This is a genomic window from Arthrobacter sp. UYEF21, from assembly GCF_040546085.1.
In the GTDB taxonomy this organism is placed as follows: Bacteria; Actinomycetota; Actinomycetes; order Actinomycetales; family Micrococcaceae; genus Arthrobacter.
On record NZ_JBEPNF010000002.1, the window covers coordinates 1 to 26,135 of the forward strand.

Here is a 26,135-nt window from a genome sequence, read left to right on the forward strand (position 1 = left end):
GACAAACACCTTCCTCGGACACCGCTACCGCCGACTGATCAAACGCCCCGGCAAGCTCAAGGCCCTGGTCGCCGTCGCCCGATCCATCCTGATCATCATCTGGCACCTACTGGCCGACCCCGCAGCCCGCTACGCCGACCTCGGCCCCGACTTCCACGACAACCACATCAACGCCGAACGCAGCAAACGCAACCACATCCGCCAGCTCGAAGCCCTCGGCTACACCGTCACCCTCGCACCCGCAGCCTGACCCACAAACCCACACCACCCGCTTCAGCGCCACCACCCCGCCGGAGACCACCCCTGCACAGACCGCAGGCAGGTCACCTCATTTTCCGATCAGAAGGCGGTGCTGGGCAGATCCATCTCGCCATCGACGATTGCGGTGATGATCCGCGCTGCCACGAGGTCTGGATCCAGCGCCGCTCCGAACCGCGGCGCTGACCCGGCGATCGGGTGCTCGGACAGCGCGGTGCCAGTGTGGCCTGGGCGAGCATCCACGATGCGGATGCCCGCGCGACGATACTCGCGCGCCGCTGCGACAACGAAGGCGGCGAGCGCCGATTTCGACGCCGAGTACGCTGCCAGACCGGCGACGGGAGTCTCAGCGACAACGCCGCTCAGAGTTACCACAAAGGGCTCTCGGCCGTCACGTGCCGAGGCCGCGAGGTAGGGCTGGCTCTGGGTAATGAGCTGGATCGCACTGGTCGTGTTCACCGCGAATAGTTCGTCCACCGTCGCAGGGGCAAGGTCTGATGCGGCGCCGAAGGCGACGACCCCCGACGCAACCACTAGCCCGTCGAGACGTCCGTGCTGCGCATTCGTGGCATCAAGCACCTCCCGAATCACAGAGGGTTCGCGTAGATCGTGCCCCGCAGACTTTGACGACCGGGCGACGATGGCGCCGTTACTCTCCAGCTGAGCGGCGATCCGCGAGCCGAGCCCTCCGGTCGCGCCGACTACCAGAACAACCACCCCCTGAAGATTCGTCATGGGTAGATCCTAAATCACGTGCGGCAGGCAGCCCAGCGCGAGTCGGTTGGCTGACGTTGGACGGCTGCGGTATTCCCCCATGCAGCGAGGCAGTCTTCACGCGCACCCCCGGGGTGAAGCGCCCAGGTTTCATGCCGCACGGATGAACACACACCGATTGCGCAACTGACACCCAGAATCCGCGGGAACTTAAATCGCACAAACAGAAACGGCCCCGTATGCCGAAGCAGATGGGGCCGTTTCGTGAACTCAGTTAACTATACGTTAAACCTAAACTCCACCACGTCGCCGTCGGCCATCACGTATTCTTTGCCTTCGATGCGGACCTTGCCGCGGGACTTGGCTACCGCCATGGAGCCGGCCTCGATGAGGTCGTCGAAGGAAACCACTTCGGCTTTGATGAAACCGCGCTGGAAATCGGAGTGGATAACGCCGGCTGCCTGCGGGGCGGTGTCGCCCCGGTGGATGGTCCAGGCTCGCGTTTCCTTGGGACCGGCCGTGAGGTAGGTCTGGAGGCCAAGGGTGTGGAATCCCACGCGCGCCAACTGGTCCAACCCGGACTCATCCTGGCCATTCATTTCAAGCATCTCGCGGGCCTCTTCCTCGTCCAGCTCCACGAGGTCGGACTCGAGCTTCGCGTCGAGGAAGATGGCGTCTGCCGGCGCAACCAGTGCGCGCAGCTCTTCCTGCTTTTCGGGGCTGCCGAGGATGCCTTCGTCTGCGTTAAAGACGTAGATGAAAGGCTTGGCGGTGAGGAGACTGAGCTCCTTGAGGTGCTCCATCTCCAGCTTGTCGCTCTTAATAGAGGAAAAGACTGTGTCGCCGCGTTCCAGGACCGCCTGGGCCGCCTTGATGGCTGCAAGTTCGACGGCTTCCCGCTTCTTGATCTTGACTTCTTTTTCGATCCGCGGAATAGCGTTTTCGATGGTCTGAAGGTCAGCCAGGATCAGCTCGGTGTTGATGGTCTCCATGTCCGAGCGTGGATCCACCTTGCCGTCCACGTGGATGACATCGGGGTCATCAAACACGCGCACTACCTGGGCAATGGCCTCGGCCTCGCGGATGTTGGCCAGGAATTTGTTGCCCAGGCCTTCGCCCTCGGACGCACCCTTCACGATGCCGGCGATATCGACGAAAGACACCGGGGCGGGCAGCAGGCGCTGGGAGCCGAAGATCTCCGCAAGCTGCTGGAGCCGGGGATCCGGCAGGTTAACTACTCCCACATTGGGTTCGATGGTGGCGAACGGATAGTTCGCTGCCAGGACCTGGTTGCGGGTCAGTGCGTTGAAGAGAGTTGATTTGCCGACGTTGGGCAGTCCGACGATGCCAATAGTAAGAGCCACGATCATTGATTCTACCGGTTGCGGGGCGCGAGGGCCCCAGCGGGTCCGACGGCGGTGCCCGGGTGGTCCGGAGCCCGTGGAACACCCACTGGAATATGTCGCTTCCGTAAATTGTCAGAGGGCCGTGCCACAGTGAGGCTATGGATGCTCTCGCCCTGATTCTTGCCCTGTTGATGCTGCTGCTCGGTGCCCTCGCCGGCGCGACAGCCACCTACCTGTTCTTCCGCCGGCGCACCGGCGCACTCGAAGAGGATTTCGATGCCGTCTCGGCTCGCCTCTCCGAAGTCAACGTCCAGTTCGCGGCGGCCGACGCCGAACGCCGGCTCCTCAACATGCAGAACCGGGAACTTGGGGAGGCCCGCAGCCAGGACGGAAACGTGCTTCGCGCCCTCGCCCCCGTGGCGGAGAAACTGACTGCAGTGCAGCAGCAGGTGGCGCTGCTGGAGCGGGACCGCTTGGAGCAGTATGGCCAGCTGGCGCAGCAGCTGCAGGAGGCCCGGCTGTCCGATGCGCAGCTGATCCGATCCACCCATGCCCTCGAATCAGCCCTCCGCTCCAACAGCGCCCGCGGGCAGTGGGGTGAGGTGCAGCTGCGCCGCGTCGTGGAAGCCTCGGGGATGCTGAAGCACGTCGATTTCCTCGAACAGGTCCACAGCGCGGGCGGCGAGTCCACTATCCGACCCGACCTGGTGGTCCAGCTTCCGGGCCAGAAGCAGCTGGTGGTGGACGCCAAGGTGCCACTGTCCTCGTATCTCGAAGCACAGGAACTGGGCTCGGGCACAGGTCCGGAGCACTCTACACTCAACGGTCCCGGAACCGCCCGGAGCAACGCGTCCCAGCAGGCGCTGCTCGCTGCCCACGCAAAGGCGTTGCGCGCCCACGTGGATGCGCTCAGCAACAAGAAATACTGGGACATTCCCGGCAACTCCCCGGAGCTGGTGATCTGCTTCCTGCCGGCGGAATCGATCCTCGCAGCAGCACTTACGGCGGATGCGACGCTCCTGGACCATGCCTTGTCCAGGAATGTAGTCCTGGCCTCGCCGGGCACACTTTTGGCCGTGCTGAAATCGGTGGCCTTCACATGGCGCCAGGACGTGCTGACTGACAGTGCACGCGAACTGTTCGACCTCGCCCGCCAGCTGTACGAACGCATGGGAACCCTGGGCGAGAACGTGGGGAAGCTGGGTTCGTCCCTGAAGTCGTCGGTGGACCGCTACAACTCGATGGTCGGCACCCTTGAGGCGCGGATTCTGCCCACTGCCCGGAAGCTCAATGCCATGGACGAATCCGGTCTGCTGACAACCCCTGCCGCGCTCGAGGTGACCCCGCGTTCGCTGGCCGCGCCCGAGCTTCAGCAGGACGAGGCTGCAGCCTGACGCCAACATCCTGAGGCCGGCAGACCGCCCCCGGGTGGAGGGGCGCAGCCCGCCGCCGGGAGGGGTTGGGCGCGTCAGTCGCGGGACCGGCGTCCGCCGAGGGCGCGGCTGACGTCGCCGGCTTCCTTCAGGGTTGCGCGGAGTTCCTTGGGCAACGAGAACAGGAGATCTTCCTCGGCAGTGACAACTTCTTGCACGGAGCCGTACCCGTAGTCGGCCAGCAGACGCAGGACGTCCGTGACCAGGACCTCAGGAACGGAAGCTCCGGAGGTAACGCCCACAGTGGCGACGCCCTCAAACCAGGCCTCGTCCACTTCGTTGGCAAAGTCCACCCGGTATGAGGCCTTGGCGCCATATTCGAGGGCAACCTCAACCAGCCGGACCGAGTTCGAAGAATTGGCTGACCCAACCACAATGACCAGGTCCGCGTGGGGCGAGATCTTCTTGATGGCCACCTGGCGGTTTGTGGTGGCGTAGCAGATGTCGTCGCTGGGCGGATCCTGAAGTGTGGGGAACCGCTCCTTCAGCAGCCGGACGGTTTCCATCGTCTCGTCCACGCTCAGAGTGGTCTGGGAAAGCCAGATGACCTTTTCCGGATCCCTGACGGTCACCTTGTCCACTTCGTGTGGGCCGTTGATGATCTGGATGTGTTCCGGGGCTTCGCCCGCGGTTCCTTCAACTTCCTCATGGCCGTCGTGGCCGATCAGCAGGATATCGAAGTCGTCCTTGGCGAACCTGACGGCTTCCTTATGGACCTTGGTCACCAGGGGGCAGGTGGCGTCGATGGTGCGCAGTCCACGATCCTCGGCGGACTGGACGACGGCGGGTGAGACACCGTGGGCCGAGAAGATGACGAGGGCGCCTTCGGGCACTTCGTCGGTTTCGTCCACAAAGATGGCACCCTGCTCCTCGAGCGAGCTCACCACGTGGACGTTATGCACAATCTGCTTGCGGACGTATACGGGCGGGCCATAGTGTTCCAAGGCCTTTTCCACGGCAATGACAGCCCGGTCCACGCCGGCGCAATAACCCCGGGGAGCGGCGAGGAGGACCTTCTTGGGGCCGGACACCGGCGCCGCGGCGGATACTTCCTCAGGCGAGCGCCGCCTTCGCGGGACAGTTGGCATCGAGAGGGAAACTGCGGAGGGAGTCATGCCTCCATGCTACCGGCTGGGGCGCCGCTGCCCCGGTGAAGCGACCCTGGTCGCAAGGGCCGCCGCGAGAAGCGCACCGCCGGCAACGATTGTGCCCGTGACCCAGGATTCGAAGCTGGCTGAAGCAGCCGCCACAAACGCGTCTTTGAACATGTCCGCAACGTCGTTTCCGCTCGCTGTGCCCAGCACGGCCTTGCGCGCCGCTTGGGAGGCCAAGGTCCACAGGCCTGCCAGCACCAAGGCTCCGAAGCCCATGCTGGCCAGTACTGACCACCGCCGGCGGGCAGCAACCAGCGCCAGCGCAAAGGCGATTCCAGCCCCGATGGCCACCGGGTAACCCAGCGGAGCGTAGGCGGACACCCGCTCGACCAGTTGGCGCTGGTCCGACTGTCCGACGCTGATTAGGGTCTGTTCCGGCGCGTCAAGCGGCAGTCCGGTTGCGCGCGAGAGTTCGTCCGTCGCCAGCGCCACCAGGGGTGCTATGTCCAGGGTGAGGGACGAGGACGTGTCCGCTTCGGGAGGCAGCGACGCGGGATCGGTAAAACTGAGCCGGTGGCTCTTGCGGAGTGTCTCTTCCCACGCCGCCGGGTAACCGGGCAGGCCTGTCAGCTTTCCGACTGCCGCTTCCAGCACGGGCCTCACAAGGCCAGCCAGGGCATCGGGGATGGCGCCGGTATCGATGGTGCCTACCGTGGCCGCCGCAAGCCGCTGCTGGAACCCGGCGTCCTGCCCGAGCGGTGCTGCCAGCGCCACAAAGCCGTCCTCCTGCACGATGTTTCGGTCAGCCCAGATCGCCGGAATTGCCGCGGCTGAGAGCAGGAGGCCCAGAACGGCGGCTACGGCTGAGACAAAGGTGCGCAAAACAGCTCCTCACAGGTTGGCGGCGGCACAGCCATCATAGGACCGGTTCCTGGACAGTGGATGTCAGTCCCGGGTGGTACAGCTTATGGATAAGGTTGAATGACGGCCGCCATTCAACCTTATCCATAAGCCGTACCTGCACTTGCCGAACAAAGGACTGCCATGCCGCAAGCCACAGCTTCCCCGGGCAGCGCGCATGTCTGAACAGGCTGCCCTACAAGGCGCTGCTGCCACAACGCTGCCGGCCACCGCCGCCGAGACCACCCCGGACAATCCCTGGCCGTTGCAGCTGCTGTCCCAGAAACTCAAGTTCCACATCGACCGCGCGCCTGCGGCCTGGGTCGAGGGCCAGGTCATCGAAATGAACCGCCGCGGCGGCAACGCCTACCTCACCCTGCGGGACGTGGACGCGGAAGTTTCCCTGCCCGCCTCCGTCTGGACGAAAGTCCTTGACCGCCAGAACATGCCGCTGGAACGCGGCTCCCGCGTGGTGGCCCTGCTCAAGCCGGAGTTCTGGCTGAAGACCGGCCGCCTCAACATGCAAGTCAGGGATATCCGGCCTGTTGGCCTCGGTGATCTCCTGGCCCGGATCGAACGGCTGCGCCAGGCCCTCGCCGCCGAAGGGCTTTTTGCCGAGTCCCGCAAAAAGCCGCTCCCGCTGCTCCCCCACCGGATTGGACTGATCACCGGGCGGGACTCGGACGCCAAAAAAGACGTTCTCCAAAATGCCGCGCTGCGCTGGCCCGCCGTGGAATTCGAGATCCGTGAGGTTGCCGTCCAAGGCAACACCGCGGTGTCGCAGATCGTCCGTGCCCTTCGGGAGCTGGACGCCCGCCCCGACGTGGACGTCATCGTCATTGCCCGGGGCGGCGGAGCTCTGGAGGACCTGCTGCCCTTCAACAGCGAGGAGCTGATCCGTGCCGTGGCGGCTGCGGCCACCCCGGTGGTCAGCGCCATCGGGCACGAAGCTGACCGGCCGCTGCTCGACGACGTTGCCGATCTCCGAGCGTCCACGCCCACTGATGCTGCCAAGCGGATTGTGCCTGACGTCACCGAGGAACTGGCCAGTGTGCGCCAGGCGCGGGAATACCTGCGCCGGTGCATCGGCAGGCTGGTGGAACGGGAGACGGACAGGCTCGCCTCACTCCATTCCCGGCCCGTGCTGGCCAGCCCCGAGGGAATGGTCACTGTGCGCTCGGAGGAAATTGAACGGCTCCTCAGTCGATCATCGGCGGCCGTCAGCACCACGGTGGTGCGGGCCGCTGACCAACTGGTGCACCTGCAGGCCCAGGTGCGCTCCCTGTCACCACAAAAAACCCTGGACCGCGGCTACGCCGTAGTGGAGCTCGCCAATGGCCGGCCCGCCCGGGCCACGGAAGCCGCCGGCCACGCCGTGGTTCGCAACCCGTCAGAGGCACCGGCTGGTGCCGCACTCTCGGTTCGGGTCGCCCAAGGCCAGTTTGGCGCCACATCCACCGGGGAACTTCAACAAGGAGAAGCAGATGCCTGAGACTAAAACTCATCCCGAAATCGATGCCCTGAGCTATGAGGAAGCCCGGGAGCAGCTGGTCCAGGTGGTCAGCAAACTGGAGGCCGGCGGCGCCAGCCTGGAAGAGTCGCTGGCGCTCTGGGAACGCGGGGAAGCCTTGGCCAAGCGGTGCGAGGAATGGTTGGAGGGTGCCCGCAAGCGCCTCGCCGCAGCCCGCGACCAGCCGCTCTGACCCTGACCGGCAAACCGGGCTCAGCTCACGGGTTCAGGACCGCTCCACCAACTCGCGTTCCACCGGAACGTCGAACTCGGCCTTGGGCCATTCAAGCTTCATCTCGGACAGCGCGCCCAACACCAGTTGCTGCACGGCGATCCTGGCGTACCATTTCTTGTTCGCCGGAATCACATGCCATGGAGCGTAGTCCTTGTTGGTCTCATCAAATACGGCCTGGTAGGCGTCGACGTAGTCCTGCCAGAAGGCCCTCTCCTGCAGGTCACCGCTGCTGTACTTCCAGTGCTTGGCGGGATCCTCCAGTCTGGCCAGGAGCCGGGCCTTTTGCTGGTCCCTGCTGATGTTAAGCATCACTTTGATGATCTTGGTGCCCGCGTCACTCTGCCGCCGCTCGAACTCGTTGATGGCCCGGTAGCGGCGCTTGATTTCATCGGGAGTCGCCCAGTTGTGGACCCTGTGGATCAGGACGTCCTCGTAGTGGGAGCGGTCGAAGATGCCCACCATGCCCGCGGCGGGAACAGCTTTCTCGATGCGCCAGAGGAAGTCGTAGGACTTTTCCTCCTCCGTGGGCGCTTTGAATGCTTTGAACTGGACACCCTGCGGGTTCATGGTGGCCATCACGTGATTGACAATCCCGCCTTTGCCTGCGGTGTCCATGGCCTGCAGCACCAGGAGGATCCGATTCCGCCCGCCGAACCGGGATTCCGCGAAGAGCATTTCCTGGAGGGTGGAGAGCTTTCCGTCCAGGTCAGCCAAAAGTGCTTCGCCATTGGCCTTATTGCCCTTGAAGCCGGGCGTCGCCTCAGGATCAGCATCGGCAAGCGAAAAACCCTTCCCCACCCTCAGTGTCTCGGAAGGATGCTTCTCAAACTCAACAACACGGGCCACGGACGGTCCTTTCCAAGGTTCAACGTGCCAAGCGTGCACGTCACCACAGGCTAGTTCCCTTTGTACCGGCTCAGGAAGTCCCCCATGCGGTTGATGGCCTCCTCCAGGTCCTTCACCAGCGGCAGGGTGACCATCCGGAAGTGGTCCGGGCGGACCCAGTTGAAGGCCCGGCCGTGAGAAACCAGGATCTTCTGCTCACGCAGCAGGTCCAGGACGAACTTCTCGTCGTCACGGATGTGGAATACCTCGGGATCGAGCTTCGGGAAGAGGTACATGGCGCCCCGGGCCTGCTGCGTGCTGACCCCGGGAATGGCGTTGAGCATGTCATAGGCCTTGTTCCGCTGCTCCAGCAGGCGGCCGCCAGGTAGGATCAGGTCGTTGATGCTCTGGTAGCCGCCAAGCGCCGTCTGGATGGCGTGCTGGGCCGGGACATTGGCGCATAGGCGCATGTTGGCGAGCAGGCTGATGCCCTCCAGATAGTCCGCTGCGTCCTTTTTAGGCCCGGAAATGGCCATCCACCCTGCCCGGTAGCCGCAGACGCGGTAGGCCTTGGACAGCCCGCTGAAGGTCAGGCACAGCACGTCGTCGCCCGTCAGCGCGGCCAGGTTGGTGTGCACGGCATCTTCGTACAGGATCTTTTCGTAGATCTCGTCGGAAAAGATGATGAGACCGTGCTTCTCGGCCAGTGCCACGATCTTCTTCAGCGTCTCCGCCGGGTAGACGGCGCCGGTGGGGTTGTTGGGGTTGATCACCACGATGCCCTTGGTACGGGGCGTGATCTTGGCTTCCATGTCATCGAGATCCGGCTGCCACCCTGAGTCCTCATCGCAGAGGTAGTGCACGGGCTTGCCGCTGGCGAGGGCAACGGAGGCGGTCCACAGCGGGTAGTCGGGCGTCGGGATGAGGACTTCGTCGCCGTCGTTGAGCAGCGCCATCAGGGACATGGTGATGAGTTCACTGACGCCGTTGCCCAGGTAGATGTCGTCCACGTGGATGTTCTGGATGCCGCGGGTCTGGTAGTACTGCGAGACGGCGGTGCGGGCAGAGAAGATGCCGCGGGAATCGCTGTAGCCCTGGGCATGCGGCAAGTGGCGGATCATGTCCACCAGGATGGCGTCCGGCGCTTCAAATCCAAACGGTGCCGGGTTTCCGATGTTCAGTTTGAGGATCCGGTGACCCTCCGCCTCCATCTGCTGGGCGGCCTGAAGAATCGGTCCACGGATGTCGTAAAGGACGTTGTGAAGCTTGGTGGACTGCTTGAATTCTGCCATTCATCAAATATGCCACAGGACGGATGTACTTCCGTTGAGACCTCACTCACCATCGTCCCCCGAGTTTTTGTCCACTTATCGGCGATATTAGACAGGTTTCCGGGGATTATCTGGACAAAAACTCAACGGGGGTACGACGGCGGCCGCCGTCCCGTGTGGGTCCGGCAGCCGCCGTCGTGGTTTACCGCAAGACGCCGAGTGCTACTTAACGATGCCCTTGTCCTTTAGCCAACTGGCAGCTGCGTCCTTGGGGTTCTGCTTCTGGCTTCCACTGACGGCGCGGTTGAGGTTAACCAGGTCATCCGTGGTCAGGATCTTGGAGACGCCGTTGAGCGCTTCCTTGGCCTTGTCCGTCATTTTTGCCGTGTTGTACAGGGGCAGCACCTGCTGGGCCTTGAAGTTGTTCTTGGGATCTTCCAGCACCACCAGGTCGTTGTCCGCGATGGCCGGCGTGGTGGTGTAAATGTCAGCTACCTGGACGTCATTGGTCAGCAGGGCCTGCAGGGTCAGGTTGCCGCCGCCGTCGCTGAAGGGCTTCAGCGCCTTCAGTTCACAGCCGTAGTTCGCTTTGAGGCCCGGGAAGCCATAGGCCCGGGTTTCGAACGTTGCCGGTGCCGCCATGGTCAGGTCCTTGCAGACTTTGGCGAGGTCCTCGATGGACTTCAGCTGGTACTTTTCGGTGGTGGCTTTGGTAACCACCATGGCGTCCTTGGACTCTGCCTTGGATGCTTCGAGGACCGCCAAGCCTTGGGGCAGTTTCCCGGGCAGCGCCTTGTAAATGTCCTCGGCCGAGACTTCGGCGGCCTTAGGATCCACGTGCGAGAGCAGGTTGCCGGAGTAGTCCGGGACCAGGTCAATTGATCCGTCCTGGACAGCTTTGAAGTAGATTTCGCGGGCGCCGATGTTTGGCTTGGTGGTTGCCGTGATGCCCGCGGCGCTCAGGGCGCCGGCGTAGATCTCGGCCACGATCTGGCTCTCCGGGAAGTCGGCCGAGCCGACAATCAGCGAGCCGCCCCCGCTGCCTCCGGTGGTGGCGCTGGTGCTGGGCGTGGCCAGGGGGTCGCTGCCGCCGCAGGCAGTCAGCGCCACGGCGAGGCCGACGCCGGCGGCCAGGCCGGCCAGTCCCCGGCGGGTGACGGTTGTCCGGATGTTGTCTTTCATGCGGTGCCTCCTTGAACAGCAGCTGGCGCGGGCGCGGCAACTGAGAGATCAGCGGTGGCCGTCCGGCCACCGCTGGGATCGGTCTTGAGGCCCGGCGAAAGAAGGGTTCTTTGCACCATGGCCAGGATGAGGTCAAACACGATGGCAAGCCCTGCGATGAGCAGCGACCCGGCCAGCATCCGCGGGAAGTCCTGCAGGACCAGCCCGTCAAAGAGGTAGCGGCCCAGCCCGCCCAGCGGCAGGTAGGCCACTACCGATACGGTGGCGATGACCTGCAGGACAGCGGTACGGATGCCGCCGAACATCACCCGCAGGCCGTTGGGCAGCTCAACCCGGAACAGGATCTGCAGCTCGGTCATCCCCATGGCCCGCGCCGCATCAACCACGGCCCTGTCCACGCTGGCGATTCCCGCGTAGGTTCCGGCCAGGAGGGGCGGCACCGTGAGGATCACCAGGGCCCAGACCGGCGGCATCAGGCTGCTGCCGGCAAGCAGCGCGAACAGGACCAGCAGGCCCAGCGTCGGCAGGGCACGAAGCGCGCCCGCCACGGCAACAGCCACCACGCGGCCGCGGCCGGTGTGCCCAATGTACAGACCCGCGGGAACCGCGATGGCGGCGGCAATCACCAGGACCAGCCCGCTGTACTGGAGGTGCTCCACCAAGCGGGCCGGGATGCCGGAGCTGCCGGACCAGTGGGCGGGGGCCGCGATCCAGGCCAGGGTGTCGGTGAAAATGTTGCTCATGGGCCGGCCCCCGCATGGACGTTGGCGTCGGCCACGTACTGTGCGCTGGCCGGTCCTGACGGACCGGCAGCTTTGGCAGCGCGGGTCCACGGCGTCAGCAGCCGCTCCAGGAGGACCAGCAAGGCGTCCATCACGAGCGCGAGCACCAGGATGGCGAGGATGCCCACCACCACTTCGGTCACGAACGAGCGTTGCAGTCCGTCGGTGAACAGCATCCCGAGGTTGCCCACGCCCAGGAGCGCGGCGACACTCACCAGGGAAATATTGCTCACGGAGACCACCCGCAGCCCGGCAAACATCACCGGCAGGGAAAGCGGCAGGTCGATCTGGACGAAGCGGAGCCAGGGTTTGTATCCCATGGCGGTGGCGGCCTGCCGGAGGTCCTCTTCCACCGAGTCAAAGGCATCAAGGGCGGCGCGGACCAGCAGCGCCACGGCGTAGATGGTCAGCGCCACAACGACGTTGACGGGATCCAGGATCCGCGTTGCCAGGATGGAGGGCAGGATAATGAACAGCGCCAGCGACGGGATGGTGTACAGCAACGAGCTGGCCGTCACCACAACAGACCGCAGCACGGTATGGATCCGTGCCACCTGCGCCAAGGGAATGGAAATCACCAGCCCCAGGACCATGGGGACCAGTGCCAGCACAATATGCTGCCCGGTCCGCTCCAGGACCATGCCGCTGTTTGCCAGGAACCAGTCCATCAGAGGGCAGCCTGCCTGACCTGGCGGGCCGACTCGATGACAGCCAGGACTTCCTGTGCCCTGATGGCCCCCAGCACACGTCCCCGGCCGTCCACTGCCACGCCTTGGCCGGAAGGGGACGAGAGCGCTGAGTCAAGTGCCCGCCGCAGGGATTCGCCCTGGTGGAACAGGGAACCCCCCGGGATCAGCTCAGAGTCCGTTCCCGGCCGGGCCCAGCCCAGGGGCCGCATGTCCCCATCCACCACAAGCTGCCAGTCCGTCACCGCGGCGGGGTCGCCGTCGAACTTCCCGGCGCGTGTCACCAGCGTGGGCACCGGATGGATAGCCACGGCGTCGGAAGTGGTGAACCCGAGGTGGCGGAAGCCGCGGTCCCGGCCCACGAAGGAGGCCACGAAGTCATTGGCGGGTGCCCGCAGGATTTCCTCCGGCGTGGCGTACTGGGCCAGCTTGCCGCCGACGGCGAACACCGCCACCTTGTCGCCCAGGATGGTTGCCTCGTCAATATCGTGGGTCACGAAGACGATGGTCTTGGCGAGGTCCTGCTGCAGCCTCAGGAGCTCCTGCTGCAGTTCGTCACGCACCACCGGGTCCACGGCGCTGAACGGTTCATCCATCAGCAGGATCGGTGGATCCGCTGCGAGCGCCCGGGCCACGCCAACGCGCTGCTGCTGGCCGCCGGACAGCTGGGACGGGTAGCGCTTCCCCAGTGATGAAGTCAGCCCGACGACGTCGAGCAGTTCGGTGGCGCGCTTGCGGGCCTCCGTCTTGGAGACACCGTTGAGCCGGGGCACGGTGGCGATGTTATCCAGCACGGATCGGTGCGGCATGAGCCCGGAGGACTGCATGACGTAGCCCATTGACCTGCGCAGTTCGGCGGCCGGAACGGTGGTGACGTCACGCCCGTTCACGGTGATGACGCCCGACGTCGGCTCAACCATGCGGTTGATCATCCGCAGCGAGGTGGTCTTGCCGCAGCCCGACGGCCCGACGAAAACAGTGATGGATCCCTGGTCGATTGACATGGTGAGCTGGTCCACGGCCGGGTGCCCGCGCTGATACTGCTTGGTGACGCTCTGGAACACAATCATGGCTGGGTCCATTCCCTGTCATACCTGTTCTGTGGGACAGCATCGGACGGTGCAGACGCGCTCACTGATAATTACCGTAGCCCAATCAGTTCCCAGCGTAACCAGATCCGCGGGCAATTTCGGGCAAGCGAATCCCTATTGTAATCATTCATTCGTTGGCGGGCCCCGGCGCGGCGGGGGCCCGGCTCGCCCGCCGTCGAAGTCAAACGGTTCCTGGGGGATCCTTCACCAGCTGCAGGACCCCGAACACAGGATCCTGGTCCAGGACCCGGACGTCGGTGATGCCGGCGGCCGCCAGATGCTTCCGGAAGGCCTCCTGCAGCGGAACCACGTTCATGCCCAGCCCGCTGCCCAGGATGACCGGGCCTTCGATTCCCAGTTTCCGGAGTGCCTGTACGGCGAGCGCCGCCAGGTCCTTGCCGGCCTGGTCCAGCAGTTCCTGGCTGGCTTCGTGGCCTGACGCAGCGGCGCCCACAACGAGGCGGGCCTGCTGGGCCCAGAACCGGCGGCCGGTCGCCGGGGAATGGAAGAGCGCAATCAGCCTGTTGGGGTGGTCCGCTTCGCAGGCGGCAAGCAGGGCAGTAGTGAGCTGATCGGCCGGCAGCCCCTGGTTCATCCGGCGCAGGCTGTGCCGGACGGCCTCACGGCCCAGCCAGTAGCCGCTGCCCTCATCACCGAGCAGGTAGCCCCAACCGCCGGCCCGGGCCTCCTCCCCCGCTGTATTCCTGCCCCAGGCCGCGGAGCCTGTCCCGGCAATCACGGCCACACCCGTGCCGGCGCCGCCGGCGGCCAGCAGCAGCCTCGAATCGTGGACCACCGTGACTTTCGCTCCCGGAACATGAGGTGTAATGAGCGCAGCAAGTGCGGCAGCGTCGTCGTCGGTATCAATGCCGCCCGCCCCGGCATACACCTGGGACACTGGGCCCGCACCGATCCGGGCGAACAGGTCCGCGAGGTTCAGCGCCGCCTGTTCAGGGCTGACGTTCTGGACGTTGGCACTCCCGGCCGACTCGTCAGCGACTCCCACACCGTCTTCGAAACGGACACCGCGGGTCTTGGTGCCGCCGATATCCAGTCCGATAATGACGCCCGCCAAGGCGCGCGGGACAGCTTCGGACGCGCCTGCGGTCTCGGCCCGGTTTCCGGAAGATGCAGCCTGGGGACGCTCGGTATCAGTCACGTCATCAGCCTACTGAACGGCCGCCGTCCTGTCTCAAGGGCCGGCCGTCAGCCGCCTTCGGACCGCGCGGCCACCAGGCCCGCCAGCAGTTGCGGCCCCTCCTGCATGACAAGTTCCCGGAAATACCGGACGGAATCCGGTTCAGCATCAGGGCCAGGCTTCCGGCGTCGCCACCCCAGCCCGATTTCCCGGTAGGCGAGCCCGGACTCCAGCGCAAGTTCAACCCAGCCCAGGTTGCCCGTCTCAGGGCTGACATGGCGCCGCGGCCCATTCCCGCCCGGCGGCAGGATGCTGACGCCCAGCCCGGCGGAGACCAGGCCGCGGGCGGTGTGGGTGTCCTGGCTCTCGAAGGCGATCCGTGGTCGGAATCCGGCTTCTCGGAACAGTGCATCGGTCAGGGACCGCATGCCGTACCCCGGTTCCAGAGCCACGAAGGAATCCCGCCGGATATCCTGCAGCCCGACGCTGCCGCGTCCAGCCAGCGGGTGACTGTGATGCACCACCAGTCGAAGCGGCTCCCGGTACAGGGCCGCCGAGAAGATAGAGCTGCTCGCTGCAGGCACGGGCGCGATCAGCGCAAGGTCTGCCTGACCTGAGGCGAGCTCCGCTAGGCACGCATCCCGCGCCCCCTGGCGAAGGATGAATCCTGCTTCCGGGTGACGGCTGCGGAAAGCACTGATAAGCAGTGGCAGCGTGGCCTCGCCAAACGTGTGCTGGAAAGACACCGAGATCTTCCCCCGCACAACGTCCGACTCGTGCCGGACCAGGGCCAACCCGGCCTGGAACTCCGTCAGGGCTAAGTCAATATAAGGCAGCAGGGTCTGGGCGGCCGCCGTGAGGCGCACGCCCCTTCCGTCCCGGATCAGCAACTCAGTTCCGACGACGGCGCTTGCCCGGGACAGTGCCCTGCTCACGGTGGACTGTGGTACTCCGAGCAGCTCGGCGGTTTCCGTGACGTGCTGCGTGCGGCCCAGTTCAGCAAGGATCGGAAGAAGCGGGAGGAGTTTTGCCAGCTGCTGATGATCGTCGATCGCGGACCCCATTCTGACTGACAGCTTGGAAGTGTTCCATATCTGCTATGGAATCTAGCTAAAACATGCATTGGAAGCATGAATTCCAAAAGCCTACCCTTTGAGCTATGCCAGAACTCGCGACCGCATCAGCAACCTCCGCGGCGCAGCGGGACGTGTGGGAGGGCCACTCCAAGGGCTCCGCCGCCTACCGCAAGGTATTGGCGGGCCTGGCTTTTGCGGGCGTCGCGACCTTTGCCCAGCTTTACTCCACCCAGGCGGTGCTGCCGATCATGGCGGCGGATCTGCAGGTCACCGCCGCCGAGGCGGCCCTGACCATCTCGCTGGCCACGGTGGGCCTTGCCATCACTGTCATTCCCTGGTCTTTCCTGGCGGACAGGATAGGCCGAGTCAAGGCCATGACCTGGGGCATTTCGGCGGCCACCGTCTTGGGACTCCTGGTGCCGCTTGCGCCGAGCTTTGGCGTGCTGCTCGCTCTCCGGCTGCTCGAAGGCATGGCCCTGGGTGGGATCCCGGCGGTCGCCATCGCCTACCTGAACGAAGAAGTGAACCGGGCCCATGCGGCGATGGCCGCCGGCAGCTATGTTGCCGGCACCACCCTGGGCGGCCTGGCGGGCCGGCTGGTGGCTGGCCCGGCCGGTGAGTTGTGGGGCTGGCGGACAGCGGCCCTTGCGGTGTCCTTGCTGGCAACCGCGGCAGCCGTACTCTTCCTGATCCTGATACCCAAGGCGAAAGGGTTCACCGCCACCAGGGCCGCCGGGCTCCGCGGCGCTTTCGGGTTGCTGGCGGGCCACCTGCGGACCCCCCGCCTGCTGGCTCTCTACGTGCAGGCGTTCCTCCTGATGGGAGGCTTTGTGGCGGTCTACAACTACCTGGGCTTCCGCCTGTCCGCTGAGCCCTTCGCGCTTCCTGCCACCGTGATCAGCCTGATTTTCCTCGCCTACCTTTCGGGCACCCTTACCTCGCGGTGGGCTGGTGGGCTGACAGCCGGCTTCGGCCGCAGGAATGTCCTGCTGGCGGGCCTCATCCTGATGGTCGCAGGCCTGGCGCTGACGCTCACTCAGGTGCTCGCCCTGATCCTGGCCGGCCTGGTGATCTTTACCGGCGGCTTCTTCGCCGCCCACAGCATCGGCTCCGGCTGGTCCGGCAGCATTGCCACCACCGGCCGCGCCCAGGCCGCGTCGCTCTATAATTCGGCTTACTACCTGGGCTCAAGCGTCATCGGCTGGGCCGGCGGCCTCGTTTTCCAGTCCCTGGGGTGGGCGGCCCTTGCCCTGGCCGTCATGGTACTGGCGTGCATCACGGCGGTGACAGTCGCCGTCGTCCATCACTCCCCGCACAGCGGGACGCCGGCCCCGGGCTGACCGACCCGCAGCGCGCTGCCAGCCGTAAAACTATCAGCCACCAAAGGCCAGAATCTGTGGTGATTATTCGGCGAAAGGGGCTGGGCGGAGGTGATTGTGGTGAAACGGGCGTCTAGGATGAACTCAAAGACGTACGAGGAGATCCCATGAGCACCAATCCAAAATCCATCCGTCCGGGCAGCCAGATTGAACCGCTGGACGCTATTGATGAGCGGCTTCTCGCCGCTTTGGTGGATGATGCCCGGATCTCCAACAAGCAGCTGGCTGAGCTGGTGGGCATCGCGCCGTCAACCGCGCTGATGCGGACCCGTGCCCTGTCCGAGCGCGGCATCGTGCAGGGCTTCGAGGCCAAGCTCAGCCTCTCGGCGATCGGCCGGTCCGTCCAGGCGCTGGTGGCTGTCCGACTCAGGGCACATGACCGGGACCAGATCGACCGCTTTACCGCCCGAGTGCCGCACCTGCCGGCAGTGCTCTCGACCTTCCACACGTCAGGTTCCGTGGACTATTTGCTGCACATCGCGGTAGGAACCACCGAGGACCTGCGGGACTGGGTCCTGGACAACCTCGCCACCGACCCCGTGGTGGGCCACACAGAAACCACCCTCGTCTTCGAACACATCCAGGGCAACCACGGTCCGCTGCCCGAGTAGGCGTTCCGGCGGCTAGGCCGGGCCCCGCTGCACGGCCGTCCTGAGGGTGTGCGCGGCCAGGGTCAGTGCGGCGGCACTGCACACCATGACAAACGCCGTCACCGATGCCGGGAGTCCGAAGGCCGCAGTGGCCCATCCCAGTCCGATGACCGGAACGGCGCTGCCCAGGTACGTGATGACGTAAACCGTACTGATGACCTGTGCGTGGTGCGACACCTCCACTTTGGCCGCGACGTCGTTGAAAACGGTGCGGAACGCAACGCCCTGGCCCAGCCCTGCGCAGACACTAGCGGCAGCCAGCAGCAGCAGGCTGTGCCATGCGGCCGCTGCCGCCAGCAGCAGTACGGAGATTCCCAGGACCGCCAGCCCGGCCGGAACCACAAAGCGGCCCCGCACGGCCAGCAGCTGGCTCAGCGCCGAGGCGGCAAGGATCATTCCAGCCAAGGCACCGATCAGCGGCCGCGAGTCCGTGTGCACCATCTGGGCGAAGTAGCCGGGGGCCAGCGACAGACAAAAACCAAAAACGGAAAAACTGAGGAATCCGACGGCGGCCGCCAGCCAGAAGGCGCCCCTCGCCTCCGTGGACACCGACGGCCGGCGTGGAACCAGGACCAGAATGGGCCGCCGCCCGGCTGGCGGTTTGATGGCCGGCCGGGCGTTCAGCAGGAACAGCGGCACGAGCATCCCGGCCAGAACTACCGAGTGTACGTAGTACGGCGCCGTGGTGGGCCCCGGCAGCATGGACAGCACGCCGCCGATGACGGGGCCGGCCGCCACTCCGCCGGCCGTCGCCAGCAGGGTGAAACGGGACGCCCACTCCGGCCGGGACGGAAGGAGCTCGCGCAGCGCGGCGGCACTGGCGCCGGTAGCCAGGGCAACGGCCACACCCTGCAGCGCCCGGCCTGCTGAAAGCGCCACCAGGTTCTCCGCCTGCGAAAACACCCAGCCACCCGCCAGTCCGGCGATGACGGCAAGAATGAGCGCTGCCCGCCGACCGATGTGGTCAGACCAATGCCCCGCCAGCATCAGCGTGGCCACCAGGGCCAGGACGTAGCTGGCAAAGGCCGCAGTGACACCCAGCGCCGAGAGGCCCAGGTTTGCCTGCAGCAGCGGATAGAGGGGTGTGGCCAGGTTTGCACCGACCAGCAACAGGGAGATGACGGCACAGGCCATCACCAGCCGGGCGGTGGTGGAAGCGTTCCACCCTTGACGCCCGGCGGTGGCCGGACGCATGCGAAGTTCACTGAAGACTGTCATTGGCGCTGCCTTGGCATCTGCCGGGCGGGAGGTCCTTGTGGGAAGCCGCGCCGGGGTGCAAATGGATAGCTAAATTCTGTGCCCTTTCTGCTTTTTTCATCTGCTCTTCATGCAACAATTGAGCAAAACAGGCAATTATTTGTAGCCTTGGTAATCGAAAGTGACAGTTTGCAAACACTTGATCCCACAGACCTGAAGATCCTGCTGGAACTCGTCCGGGATCCCCGCGTCCAGATTGGCGAACTCAGCGAGGCGCTGGGGATTGCCCGGAACACCGCGCAGTCCCGCGTCCGGCGCCTGCTCCGCGCCGGTGTGCTGCACGGCGGCGGACGCGAGGTGGACCTCGCGGCGGTGGGGTACGACGTCGTCGCCTTCGTCACCATCGAAGTGACACACCGGGAGCTGGACGGAGTGGTGGGCGCCCTCCGGCTGCTGCCCCAGGTTTTGGAGGTCCATGAGATCTCCGGCCGGGGAGACGTGTGGTGCCGCGTTGTGGCCACCGATACGCACAATCTGCAGTCAGCCCTCCGCCAGATCCTCCGCATCAAAGGCGTTATCCGGACCGAAACAGTCCTGGCGCTCCACACCCACATTCCCTACCGGACCGAGCCGCTAATCAGCCGTCTTGCACAGGCCATGCCGGGCAAAGGCTAGGCTTCGAGCATGGATTGGCTTTCACATGTTTCACAAATTTACTGGCTCGCCGTGCTTCTGGCGTTCATCGCCAGCATGGCCATCGGCTTCGTCTGGTACATGCCCGCCGTCCTGGGCAAGCGATGGATGGCATCCATCCGCAAGACGGAGAATGACCTCAAAAACATCAGTGGCGGCGCCGGGATCTGGGTTCCCATGATGGTGGCTGCTGCCCTGACTGACGTCCTGCTGGCTGTCCTGATCAGCAAGCTGGGCCTGGACACTGCCTTGGCGGGCGGCCTGTTCGCACTGGTTCTGGCGCTCGTGTTCCGCGCTGGAGGCCAGGTCATCCACAACGGGTTCGCCGGGCGTCCCGCGGCAGTCACGCGGATCGATTCCGGCCATGGCCTGCCCGCCATGACGCTGTCCGGCGTCATCATCGGGGCGATGTCCTGACGTGACCATCATCGATAATGCCGTGTATGTGGATGGCGTCCGCAGTGCAGAGCCGAAGAGCCTGGAACAGACCTTCGACGCCCTCGCCCACCACGGCGGCATGGCCTGGATTGGGCTGTACCGGCCCACTGCGGAGGAAATGGCAGCGGTGGCCAGCGAGTTCGGGTTGCATGCCCTGGCGGTGGAGGACGCCATTTCGGCGCACCAGCGCCCCAAGCTGGAACGCTATGCGGACAACCTGTTTACGGTGCTCCGGCCGGCACGCTACCTGGATTCAACCGAGACCGTGGAATTCGGCGAACTGCACATCTTCACAGGCCCGAACTTCGTGGTAACCATCCGCCATGCCGAAATGGCCGGGGTTGGCCGGGTGAGGCGCCGCCTGGAGGACCGCGCCGACCTCCTGCGGCACGGCCCCGAGGCAGTCCTCTACGCCCTGCTGGACATGGTGGTGGACGACTACGCACCGGTGGTGGCCGGCCTGGAAAACGACATCGACGAGATCGAAGACCAGCTGTTCAGCGGGGATGCCACGGTGTCCCGCCGGATCTATGAACTCGCACGCGAAGTCATCCAGTTCCAGCGCGCCATCCATCCCCTGCCGGATATGATGCAGCAGCTCAAACGCGGCTTCGAAAAGTACGGGGTGGACTCGGACCTGCAGCACAGCCTTCGCGACGTCGAGGACCACGTGGCACGGTTGATCTCCCGCGCGGATTCGTTCCGTGACCTGCTACAGAACGCCCTCACGCTGGACGGGACACTGACCGCCAACCGGCAGAGCGAGGCCAGCGCCGAACAGAACGAACAGGTCAAGAAGATCTCATCCTGGGCGGCGATCTTCTTCGCGCCCTCGTTCGTGGCCGGGGTGTATGGCATGAACTTCGATCACATGCCTGAGCTGCACTGGACCCTGGGCTACCCCCTAGCCATGGTGCTGATGGCCGCCACGGCAACCCTGATGTACGCCATCTTCAAGCGCAAGGGCTGGCTCTAGGGGTCAGCTGGCCTGCAGGGCGACGGCTCCGTGGCCCGAGTCTGCTGCGCTGAACACCAGCCGGCGGTTGGCGATTTTGTCCGTAAAGAAACGGTCGTGGCTGACCACCACAACGGCCCCCGGAAAGTGCAGCAGGGCGCGTTCCATGACCTGGGTGCTGGACAGGTCAAGGTGGTTGGTGGGCTCGTCAAGCAGCAGTACCGAGGCGCCGGAGAGCAGGCACTGGGCCATCGCCACCCTGGCACGCTGGCCGCCGGAGAGGTTGCCGATTCTCTGTTTAAGATCGGCCTCGGAAAACTGGAACATGGCCAGGAACCTGTTCACCGATTTCTTCGTCGCCGTCAGGGCCAGGCTGTCCGGCATCGCGTTGACCGCGTGGGTGACGGTGTCGTCGTCGTCCAGTTCCTCAAGTACCTGGTTGTACGAGACCATGCCCGCGCCCTTGGCCCAGGCCACGGTGCCGGCATCAGCCGGCTCTTCACCGGTGAGCGCCCGCAGCAGCGTGGTCTTGCCGCTGCCGTTGGCTCCGATGACCGCGATCCGGTGGCCGCGACCGATCTCGAAACTCAGATCGCTGAAAAGAGTCCTGCCGCCGTAGGCCTTGCCCAGCGATTCCACCCGGCACAGAACGTCCTTGACGTAGAGGCCGCCATAGATCTCCGTGATGATCTGGTCCACTGGCCGGGGCGCCCTGGACTTCTTGATCCTGGCCAGCTGGTTCGCCAGGCCCTTGCCCGCGGCCTTGGCAGCCTCCCGGCGGTCGGAGATGCCCTCGGCTTCGAAGGCGAGCAGCTCCGACTCGTGGACAAACTGGCTTTCCAGGCTTTTGAGCCGGAACTGTTTGGCCACCACGTACTCGGCGAAGTTCCCCGGGTACTCGTGCAGGTGGTGGTTCTCCACCTCGATGATCCGGGTGACAACGGAGTCCAGGAACTTCCGGTCGTGCGAGACGATGATCGCGGCGCCCTTGAACGTCCTGAACCAGCCTTCGAGCCATTCGACGCCGGCAACGTCCAGGTAGTTGGTGGGCTCATCCAGCAGCAGGACGTCCGGGGCCTCGAGCAGGATCTTCGCCAGTGCTGCCCGGTTCCGCCAGCCGCCGGAGAGCTCGTCGATGGCGCAGGTCCGGTGGTGCTCACTGAAGCCGAGGGTTGTGAGGACTTTGTCGATGCTGCGCTGGTAGTCCCAGCCGTCCAGCCGGTCCATGGCCTCAAACAGCTCGGACTGGCGGTGGATCAGCTCGTCCAGCCGTGCACCGTCGGAGGAGTCGGTGGCGATGGCCGCATCGATTCCGGCGAGCTCAGACTCGATCTCCGTCACGTGGGCGAACAGGCCGTTCAGGACCTCTGTGATGGTGGACTCGCCGTTCAACTCCGAGAACTGCGAGAAGTAGGCGGTCCTGGTTCCCAGCTCCACGGCCACGGTGCCGGCGTCGGGAGCGACCTGGCCTTGGATGAGTTTGAGGATAGTGGACTTGCCCGAGCCGTTCTTCCCGATCAGGCCCACCCTGTCCCCGGCCTCAAGCTTGAAGAAGGCTTCCCGGAGTACCTGTGCGTTGTCGAAGCTGACGTTGACGTCATTCAGCCGGATCAAACTCATCGTTGCTGTCCAATCCAGTCATGGGTAATGGCGACAGGCCAGAGATGCGGCCGCATCACACTCTCTCACGAATACGCTGCCGATCCAGATTCGCGGGCGTACCCCCTTCCCGGCCGGATGCACAGCGCCAGCCTGACCCTCGCCGCAGCAATTGGAGGCGGAGCCCTGGCGGTCTCGGCCCTTCCGGCCAACGCCGCGACCACCGCCCCTTCGCCTGACTCCAGCCAGTCCACCACGGCACCGGCCCGGGACGAGTCCAAGGGTGGGCACCAGGCGAACGGGATGACCGAGACCCTGCTGACCGGCGACACTGCCGCTAAGGTCACCGACGCCGCCTTGGCAGCCAACCAGGGTGCCACCATCCAGCGGGTGGAGACCTACGCGGAAGGAGCCGCCTACGAAGCTCACATCGTGAAGTCTGTTACAGTCCGGGTGGCGCTTGGGAGCAGTCGCCGACCCGGTTGTACGCGGCGTGTACGGCATGAGTCTCGGCGCCCTAGTGTGCCATCCGGGCGCGCGTTACCGTCCGAGGTAGGCGAGCAGCGCGGTGAGCGCGGCCCGGCATCGCGGCGGTCCAGGCGGCTGACAGTGCGGTGTCATCCAGGCTGGCCCTCCATCAGTGCCGGGATTCGTGCGCCGGTTGGGGTGCCCGGCACCGGCGTGTACATCACCAGGTGCAGCTCCGGGGCATCCGAGGGCACCAGGCGGTGCTGCTCAAAGACCAGTTCACCGAGGCGGGGATGCAGGAACACCCGCTGCCTGGAGGCGAACCGTTCCACCCCACGGTCGGCCCAGAGTTGTGCGAACTCCGGGCTGGCCTTGCCGAGCCGGTTGATCAGTGCGGTGTGGGCGGCCGATCCGAGCCGGGGGCCTGCCTCGGCCCGGAATTCAGCAACAAAGTGGCGCGAGGTTTCTTCCCAATCGGGCAGCATCTCGCGCAGGTGGGGGTCTGTGAAGATGAGCCACAACAGGTTCCTCTCAGCCGGGTCCACGGCCGCGATCCGTGAATAGAGGCCGGCGTAGGCCCGGTTCCAGCCGGCGATCCCCCAGTCCGGGGCCACGGCGAAGGCCGGGAAACCAAGAGAATCCAGCAGCCGCTGCACGTGCGCAGGCGCCTCCTCGATGGTCGCGACCTCGGCCGCTGGAACCGGAGCGTAACCGCCCAGTGCGAGCAGATAGGACGCTTCGGCACCTGTCAGGCGGAGGACGCGCGCGATGGCATCCAGGACCTGGCGCGAGGCGTTGATCTCCCGGCCCTGCTCCAACCACGTGTACCAGGTGACGCTGACAGCAGCGAAGGAGGCAACTTCCTCGCGGCGGAGTCCCTGGGTGCGGCTGCGGCCTATGGGCGGCAGGCCCAGTTCCGCCCGAACCAGGTTCCCGCGTCTGACGCGCAGGAACTGCCCCAGCTCCCGCCGTCGTTCATCACTCATCCCAAAAATCTAGCACTGCCACTACTAGTATCAGCACCGCCTTCCACCGTCATACTTCCACTGGTTGACTGCTTTCATGCCTCCACTACGTTCACGAACAGTCACCCACGGCCGCAACATGGTCGGCGCACGCGCATTGCTGCGCGCCGCCGGCGTCAACGGATCCGACTTCGGCAAGCCGATCATCGCCGTCGCCAACAGCTTCACCGAATTCGTCCCCGGCCACACACACCTCCAGCCGGTGGGACGCATCGTCTCCGACGCCATCATCGAGGCCGGCGGCATCCCGCGCGAGTTCAACACCATCGCCGTCGATGATGGCATCGCCATGGGCCACGGCGGCATGCTCTACTCTCTGCCCTCGCGCGATCTGATCGCCGACTCGGTGGAGTACATGGTCAACGCGCATTGCGCCGACGCCCTGATCTGCATCTCGAACTGTGACAAAATCACCCCCGGCATGCTGATGGCCGCGCTGCGCCTGAACATCCCCACGGTCTTCGTCAGCGGCGGCCCCATGGAAGGCGGCACGGCCGTGCTGGTGGACGGCACCGTCCGCAAGCGGCTGAACCTGATCTCTGCGATCGCGGACGCGGTGGATGAGAGCGTCTCGGATGCCGACCTGCTCCGCCTGGAGGAGAATGCCTGCCCCACGTGCGGTTCCTGTTCGGGCATGTTCACGGCCAACTCGATGAACTGCCTCACCGAGGCCCTGGGCCTCTCGCTGCCCGGCAACGGCACCACGCTCGCCACGCATACCGCCCGCCGCGACCTCTACCAGGACGCCGGCAAGGCCATCGTGGACATCACCAAAGCCCATTACGACGGCGACGACGAGTCGGTTCTGCCGCGTGCCATCGCCGGCCGTGCCGCGTTCGAGAACGCCATGACCATGGACATCGCCATGGGCGGCTCCTCGAACACCATCCTGCATCTGCTCGCTGCCGCCCAGGAGGCCGAACTCGACTTCACGCTCGAGGACATCGACGCCATCTCGCGACGCACCCCGTGCCTGACCAAGGTAGCTCCGAATGGGGACTACCTGGTCGAGGACGTGCACCGAGCCGGCGGCATCCCGGCCATTCTGGGTGAACTGGACCGCGGCGGGATGCTCAACCACGATGTGCGGTCGGTGCACGGCCCGGACCTGCGTTCATGGCTCGATACCTGGGACATCCGCGGCGGCAAGGCCAGCGACGTGGCCGTTGAACTGTTCCATGCCGCGCCCGGCTGCGTCCGGTCCGCCACGGCCTTCTCCCAATCGGAACGATGGGACAGCCTCGATACCGACAGTAAGAACGGCTGCGTCCGTTCGATCCAGAACGCGCACACGGTGGAGGGCGGGCTGGCCGTGCTCCGTGGAAACATCTCAGCGGATGGCTGCGTGGTGAAGACAGCCGGCGTGGACGAATCGATCTTCCAGTTCTCCGGCCCGGCTGTCGTCTTCGAATCGCAGGATGATGCTGTTGAAGCCATTCTGAGCAAACAGATCGTCGCAGGGGACGTCGTCGTCATTCGCTACGAAGGCCCGCGCGGTGGCCCGGGCATGCAGGAGATGCTCTACCCGACTTCGTTCCTGAAGGGGCTGGGACTCGGCGCGAAGTGTGCGCTGATCACCGACGGCCGCTTCTCCGGCGGCACGTCCGGACTGTCGATCGGCCACATCTCCCCCGAGGCCGCGGCGGGAGGAGCCATCGCGCTCATCGAGAACGGCGACACGATCTCCATCGACATCCCTTCGCGCTCAATCACAGTAGAAGTGTCCGACGACGAAATGGACCGCCGTCGCGCGCTGCTGGAAGCGACCACAGGCTACCAGCCCCGCAACCGCGAGCGCGCCGTCTCCCCGGCCCTGCGCGCCTACGCGGCTTTCGCTCTCTCGGCAGACAAGGGAGCGGTGCGGCACGTGCCCCTGGAACCCCTGCCGGTCGCCACCATGGCCTAGCCGGATTAACACGGAGGTTGGTGACGCGGCTGGCGGCCTAAAAGAACGCGCACCGGTCATGCAGCCGATCGCCAAGGTTGTGGCGGAGACCGGGTCCCGAAGGGTAAGCGCCGGCGAGGCAACCGCCGCGTTCCACACCGCGGCATCAACCGGAACAACGCCTCGCTGAAAGCACTCGCCAAGGACCTCGGCATTCCGGCCGTGGGCATCAGTCCGGGTAGATAATTGCGGCCGTCGGCCGTGGCCGTAGCCGTAGGTCTGGCATAGCCACCAGCACTCCACTG

The 26,135-nt window shown here is 65.2% G+C and carries 25 protein-coding genes and 1 pseudogene; 10 read left to right on the top strand and 16 right to left on the bottom strand.

Translation table 11 applies throughout. From position 1 onward, the window contains the following. Positions 1-250 (top strand): annotated as a pseudogene (locus ABIB27_RS03205) (IS110 family transposase); the annotation flags it as partial. 89 nt (positions 251-339) lie between these two features. Here ABIB27_RS03205 and ABIB27_RS03210 read toward each other — a convergent pair. Beyond that, positions 340-993: an SDR family NAD(P)-dependent oxidoreductase gene (locus tag ABIB27_RS03210; RefSeq protein WP_354253500.1), complete on the bottom strand. Its 654-nt coding sequence runs from the start codon at positions 991-993 to the stop codon at positions 340-342. Between the two features lie 257 nt (positions 994-1,250). Then, on the bottom strand, positions 1,251-2,336 hold the full coding sequence (gene ychF / locus ABIB27_RS03215; RefSeq protein WP_354215374.1) for a redox-regulated ATPase YchF: 1,086 nt from the start codon (positions 2,334-2,336) through the stop codon (positions 1,251-1,253). A 140-nt stretch (positions 2,337-2,476) separates the two neighbouring features. Here ychF and ABIB27_RS03220 point away from each other — a divergent pair, with 140 nt between their 5' ends. After that, positions 2,477-3,712, top strand: coding sequence for a DNA recombination protein RmuC (locus ABIB27_RS03220; RefSeq protein WP_354215375.1), 1,236 nt, complete (start codon positions 2,477-2,479; stop codon positions 3,710-3,712). Positions 3,713-3,786: 74 nt separating this feature from the next. On the opposite strand, the gene ABIB27_RS03225 is transcribed toward ABIB27_RS03220, so the two are convergent. Both ABIB27_RS03225 and ABIB27_RS03230 read right to left on the bottom strand, forming a co-directional pair. Next, positions 3,787-4,866 carry a 4-hydroxy-3-methylbut-2-enyl diphosphate reductase gene (locus ABIB27_RS03225; RefSeq protein ID WP_354215376.1) on the bottom strand — a complete coding sequence of 360 codons (1,080 nt, stop codon included), beginning with the start codon at positions 4,864-4,866 and terminating at the stop codon, positions 3,787-3,789. A 9-nt stretch (positions 4,867-4,875) separates the two neighbouring features. Next, positions 4,876-5,727, bottom strand: coding sequence for a hypothetical protein (locus ABIB27_RS03230; protein WP_354215377.1), 852 nt, complete (start codon positions 5,725-5,727; stop codon positions 4,876-4,878). A gap of 196 nt (positions 5,728-5,923) precedes the next feature. Between ABIB27_RS03230 and xseA the strand changes: the two genes are divergently transcribed. Both xseA and ABIB27_RS03240 read left to right on the top strand, forming a co-directional pair. Next, on the top strand, positions 5,924-7,237 hold the full coding sequence (gene xseA / locus ABIB27_RS03235) for an exodeoxyribonuclease VII large subunit (RefSeq protein WP_354253501.1): 1,314 nt from the start codon (positions 5,924-5,926) through the stop codon (positions 7,235-7,237). Then, positions 7,230-7,448 carry an exodeoxyribonuclease VII small subunit gene (locus ABIB27_RS03240; protein WP_354215379.1) on the top strand — a complete coding sequence of 73 codons (219 nt, stop codon included), beginning with the start codon at positions 7,230-7,232 and terminating at the stop codon, positions 7,446-7,448. The genes xseA and ABIB27_RS03240 overlap by 8 nt, the downstream gene beginning before the upstream one ends. Before the next feature lie 33 nt (positions 7,449-7,481). On the opposite strand, the gene ABIB27_RS03245 is transcribed toward ABIB27_RS03240, so the two are convergent. The 8 genes from ABIB27_RS03245 to ABIB27_RS03280 form a co-directional block, all read right to left on the bottom strand. Beyond that, a complete protein-coding gene (locus ABIB27_RS03245; RefSeq protein ID WP_354215380.1) occupies positions 7,482-8,336 on the bottom strand; it encodes a PPK2 family polyphosphate kinase in 855 nt (284 codons plus the stop codon). Between the two features lie 50 nt (positions 8,337-8,386). Further along, positions 8,387-9,607: a pyridoxal phosphate-dependent aminotransferase gene (locus ABIB27_RS03250; protein WP_354215381.1), complete on the bottom strand. Its 1,221-nt coding sequence runs from the start codon at positions 9,605-9,607 to the stop codon at positions 8,387-8,389. A gap of 201 nt (positions 9,608-9,808) precedes the next feature. Further along, positions 9,809-10,768 (bottom strand): ABC transporter substrate-binding protein, encoded by a 960-nt coding sequence (locus ABIB27_RS03255; protein WP_354215382.1) that lies wholly within the window; start codon positions 10,766-10,768, stop codon positions 9,809-9,811. Continuing rightward, on the bottom strand, positions 10,765-11,511 hold the full coding sequence (locus ABIB27_RS03260; protein ID WP_354215383.1) for an ABC transporter permease: 747 nt from the start codon (positions 11,509-11,511) through the stop codon (positions 10,765-10,767). The genes ABIB27_RS03255 and ABIB27_RS03260 overlap by 4 nt, the downstream gene beginning before the upstream one ends. Beyond that, the gene (locus tag ABIB27_RS03265) at positions 11,508-12,218 is read right to left on the bottom strand and encodes an ABC transporter permease (RefSeq protein ID WP_354215384.1); all 711 of its coding nucleotides are present in this window, start codon (positions 12,216-12,218) and stop codon (positions 11,508-11,510) included. Before ABIB27_RS03265 ends, ABIB27_RS03260 begins: the two co-directional genes overlap by 4 nt. Next, positions 12,218-13,318 carry an ABC transporter ATP-binding protein gene (locus tag ABIB27_RS03270; protein WP_354215385.1) on the bottom strand — a complete coding sequence of 367 codons (1,101 nt, stop codon included), beginning with the start codon at positions 13,316-13,318 and terminating at the stop codon, positions 12,218-12,220. The genes ABIB27_RS03265 and ABIB27_RS03270 overlap by 1 nt, the downstream gene beginning before the upstream one ends. A gap of 190 nt (positions 13,319-13,508) precedes the next feature. Beyond that, entirely contained in the window at positions 13,509-14,486 is a 978-nt protein-coding gene (locus ABIB27_RS03275) for an N-acetylglucosamine kinase (protein ID WP_502909103.1), read from the bottom strand. A gap of 47 nt (positions 14,487-14,533) precedes the next feature. Beyond that, positions 14,534-15,529 carry a LysR substrate-binding domain-containing protein gene (locus ABIB27_RS03280; protein ID WP_354215386.1) on the bottom strand — a complete coding sequence of 332 codons (996 nt, stop codon included), beginning with the start codon at positions 15,527-15,529 and terminating at the stop codon, positions 14,534-14,536. A gap of 95 nt (positions 15,530-15,624) precedes the next feature. Here ABIB27_RS03280 and ABIB27_RS03285 point away from each other — a divergent pair, with 95 nt between their 5' ends. Together ABIB27_RS03285 and ABIB27_RS03290 are read left to right on the top strand one after the other, a co-directional pair. After that, positions 15,625-16,881, top strand: a complete 1,257-nt coding sequence (locus ABIB27_RS03285; protein ID WP_354215387.1) for an MFS transporter — start codon at positions 15,625-15,627, stop codon at positions 16,879-16,881. A gap of 146 nt (positions 16,882-17,027) precedes the next feature. After that, on the top strand, positions 17,028-17,531 hold the full coding sequence (locus ABIB27_RS03290) for an Lrp/AsnC family transcriptional regulator (protein WP_354215388.1): 504 nt from the start codon (positions 17,028-17,030) through the stop codon (positions 17,529-17,531). Positions 17,532-17,543: 12 nt separating this feature from the next. On the opposite strand, the gene ABIB27_RS03295 is transcribed toward ABIB27_RS03290, so the two are convergent. Further along, positions 17,544-18,788 carry an MFS transporter gene (locus ABIB27_RS03295; protein WP_354215389.1) on the bottom strand — a complete coding sequence of 415 codons (1,245 nt, stop codon included), beginning with the start codon at positions 18,786-18,788 and terminating at the stop codon, positions 17,544-17,546. Between the two features lie 168 nt (positions 18,789-18,956). On the opposite strand from ABIB27_RS03295, the gene ABIB27_RS03300 reads away from it, so the two are divergent. From ABIB27_RS03300 to corA, 3 genes are read left to right on the top strand one after another with little or no spacing between them, the layout of a single operon-like run. Continuing rightward, positions 18,957-19,442 carry an Lrp/AsnC family transcriptional regulator gene (locus ABIB27_RS03300; protein ID WP_354215390.1) on the top strand — a complete coding sequence of 162 codons (486 nt, stop codon included), beginning with the start codon at positions 18,957-18,959 and terminating at the stop codon, positions 19,440-19,442. Positions 19,443-19,451: 9 nt separating this feature from the next. Next, on the top strand, positions 19,452-19,877 hold the full coding sequence (locus tag ABIB27_RS03305) for a DUF1761 domain-containing protein (protein WP_354215391.1): 426 nt from the start codon (positions 19,452-19,454) through the stop codon (positions 19,875-19,877). Between the two features lies 1 nt (position 19,878). Continuing rightward, positions 19,879-20,874, top strand: coding sequence for a magnesium/cobalt transporter CorA (corA, locus tag ABIB27_RS03310; protein WP_354215392.1), 996 nt, complete (start codon positions 19,879-19,881; stop codon positions 20,872-20,874). A gap of 3 nt (positions 20,875-20,877) precedes the next feature. On the opposite strand, the gene ABIB27_RS03315 is transcribed toward corA, so the two are convergent. From ABIB27_RS03315 to ABIB27_RS03325, 3 genes are all read right to left on the bottom strand, one after another. Beyond that, positions 20,878-22,473 (bottom strand): ABC-F family ATP-binding cassette domain-containing protein, encoded by a 1,596-nt coding sequence (locus ABIB27_RS03315; RefSeq protein ID WP_354215393.1) that lies wholly within the window; start codon positions 22,471-22,473, stop codon positions 20,878-20,880. Positions 22,474-22,538: 65 nt separating this feature from the next. Next, entirely contained in the window at positions 22,539-22,799 is a 261-nt protein-coding gene (locus ABIB27_RS03320) for a hypothetical protein (protein ID WP_354253502.1), read from the bottom strand. 270 nt (positions 22,800-23,069) lie between these two features. Beyond that, positions 23,070-23,906, bottom strand: a complete 837-nt coding sequence (locus tag ABIB27_RS03325; protein ID WP_354215394.1) for a helix-turn-helix transcriptional regulator — start codon at positions 23,904-23,906, stop codon at positions 23,070-23,072. Positions 23,907-23,982: 76 nt separating this feature from the next. Between ABIB27_RS03325 and ilvD the strand changes: the two genes are divergently transcribed. Next, positions 23,983-25,851: a dihydroxy-acid dehydratase gene (gene ilvD / locus ABIB27_RS03330; protein WP_354215395.1), complete on the top strand. Its 1,869-nt coding sequence runs from the start codon at positions 23,983-23,985 to the stop codon at positions 25,849-25,851. The last annotated feature ends 284 nt before the right edge of the window (positions 25,852-26,135 follow it).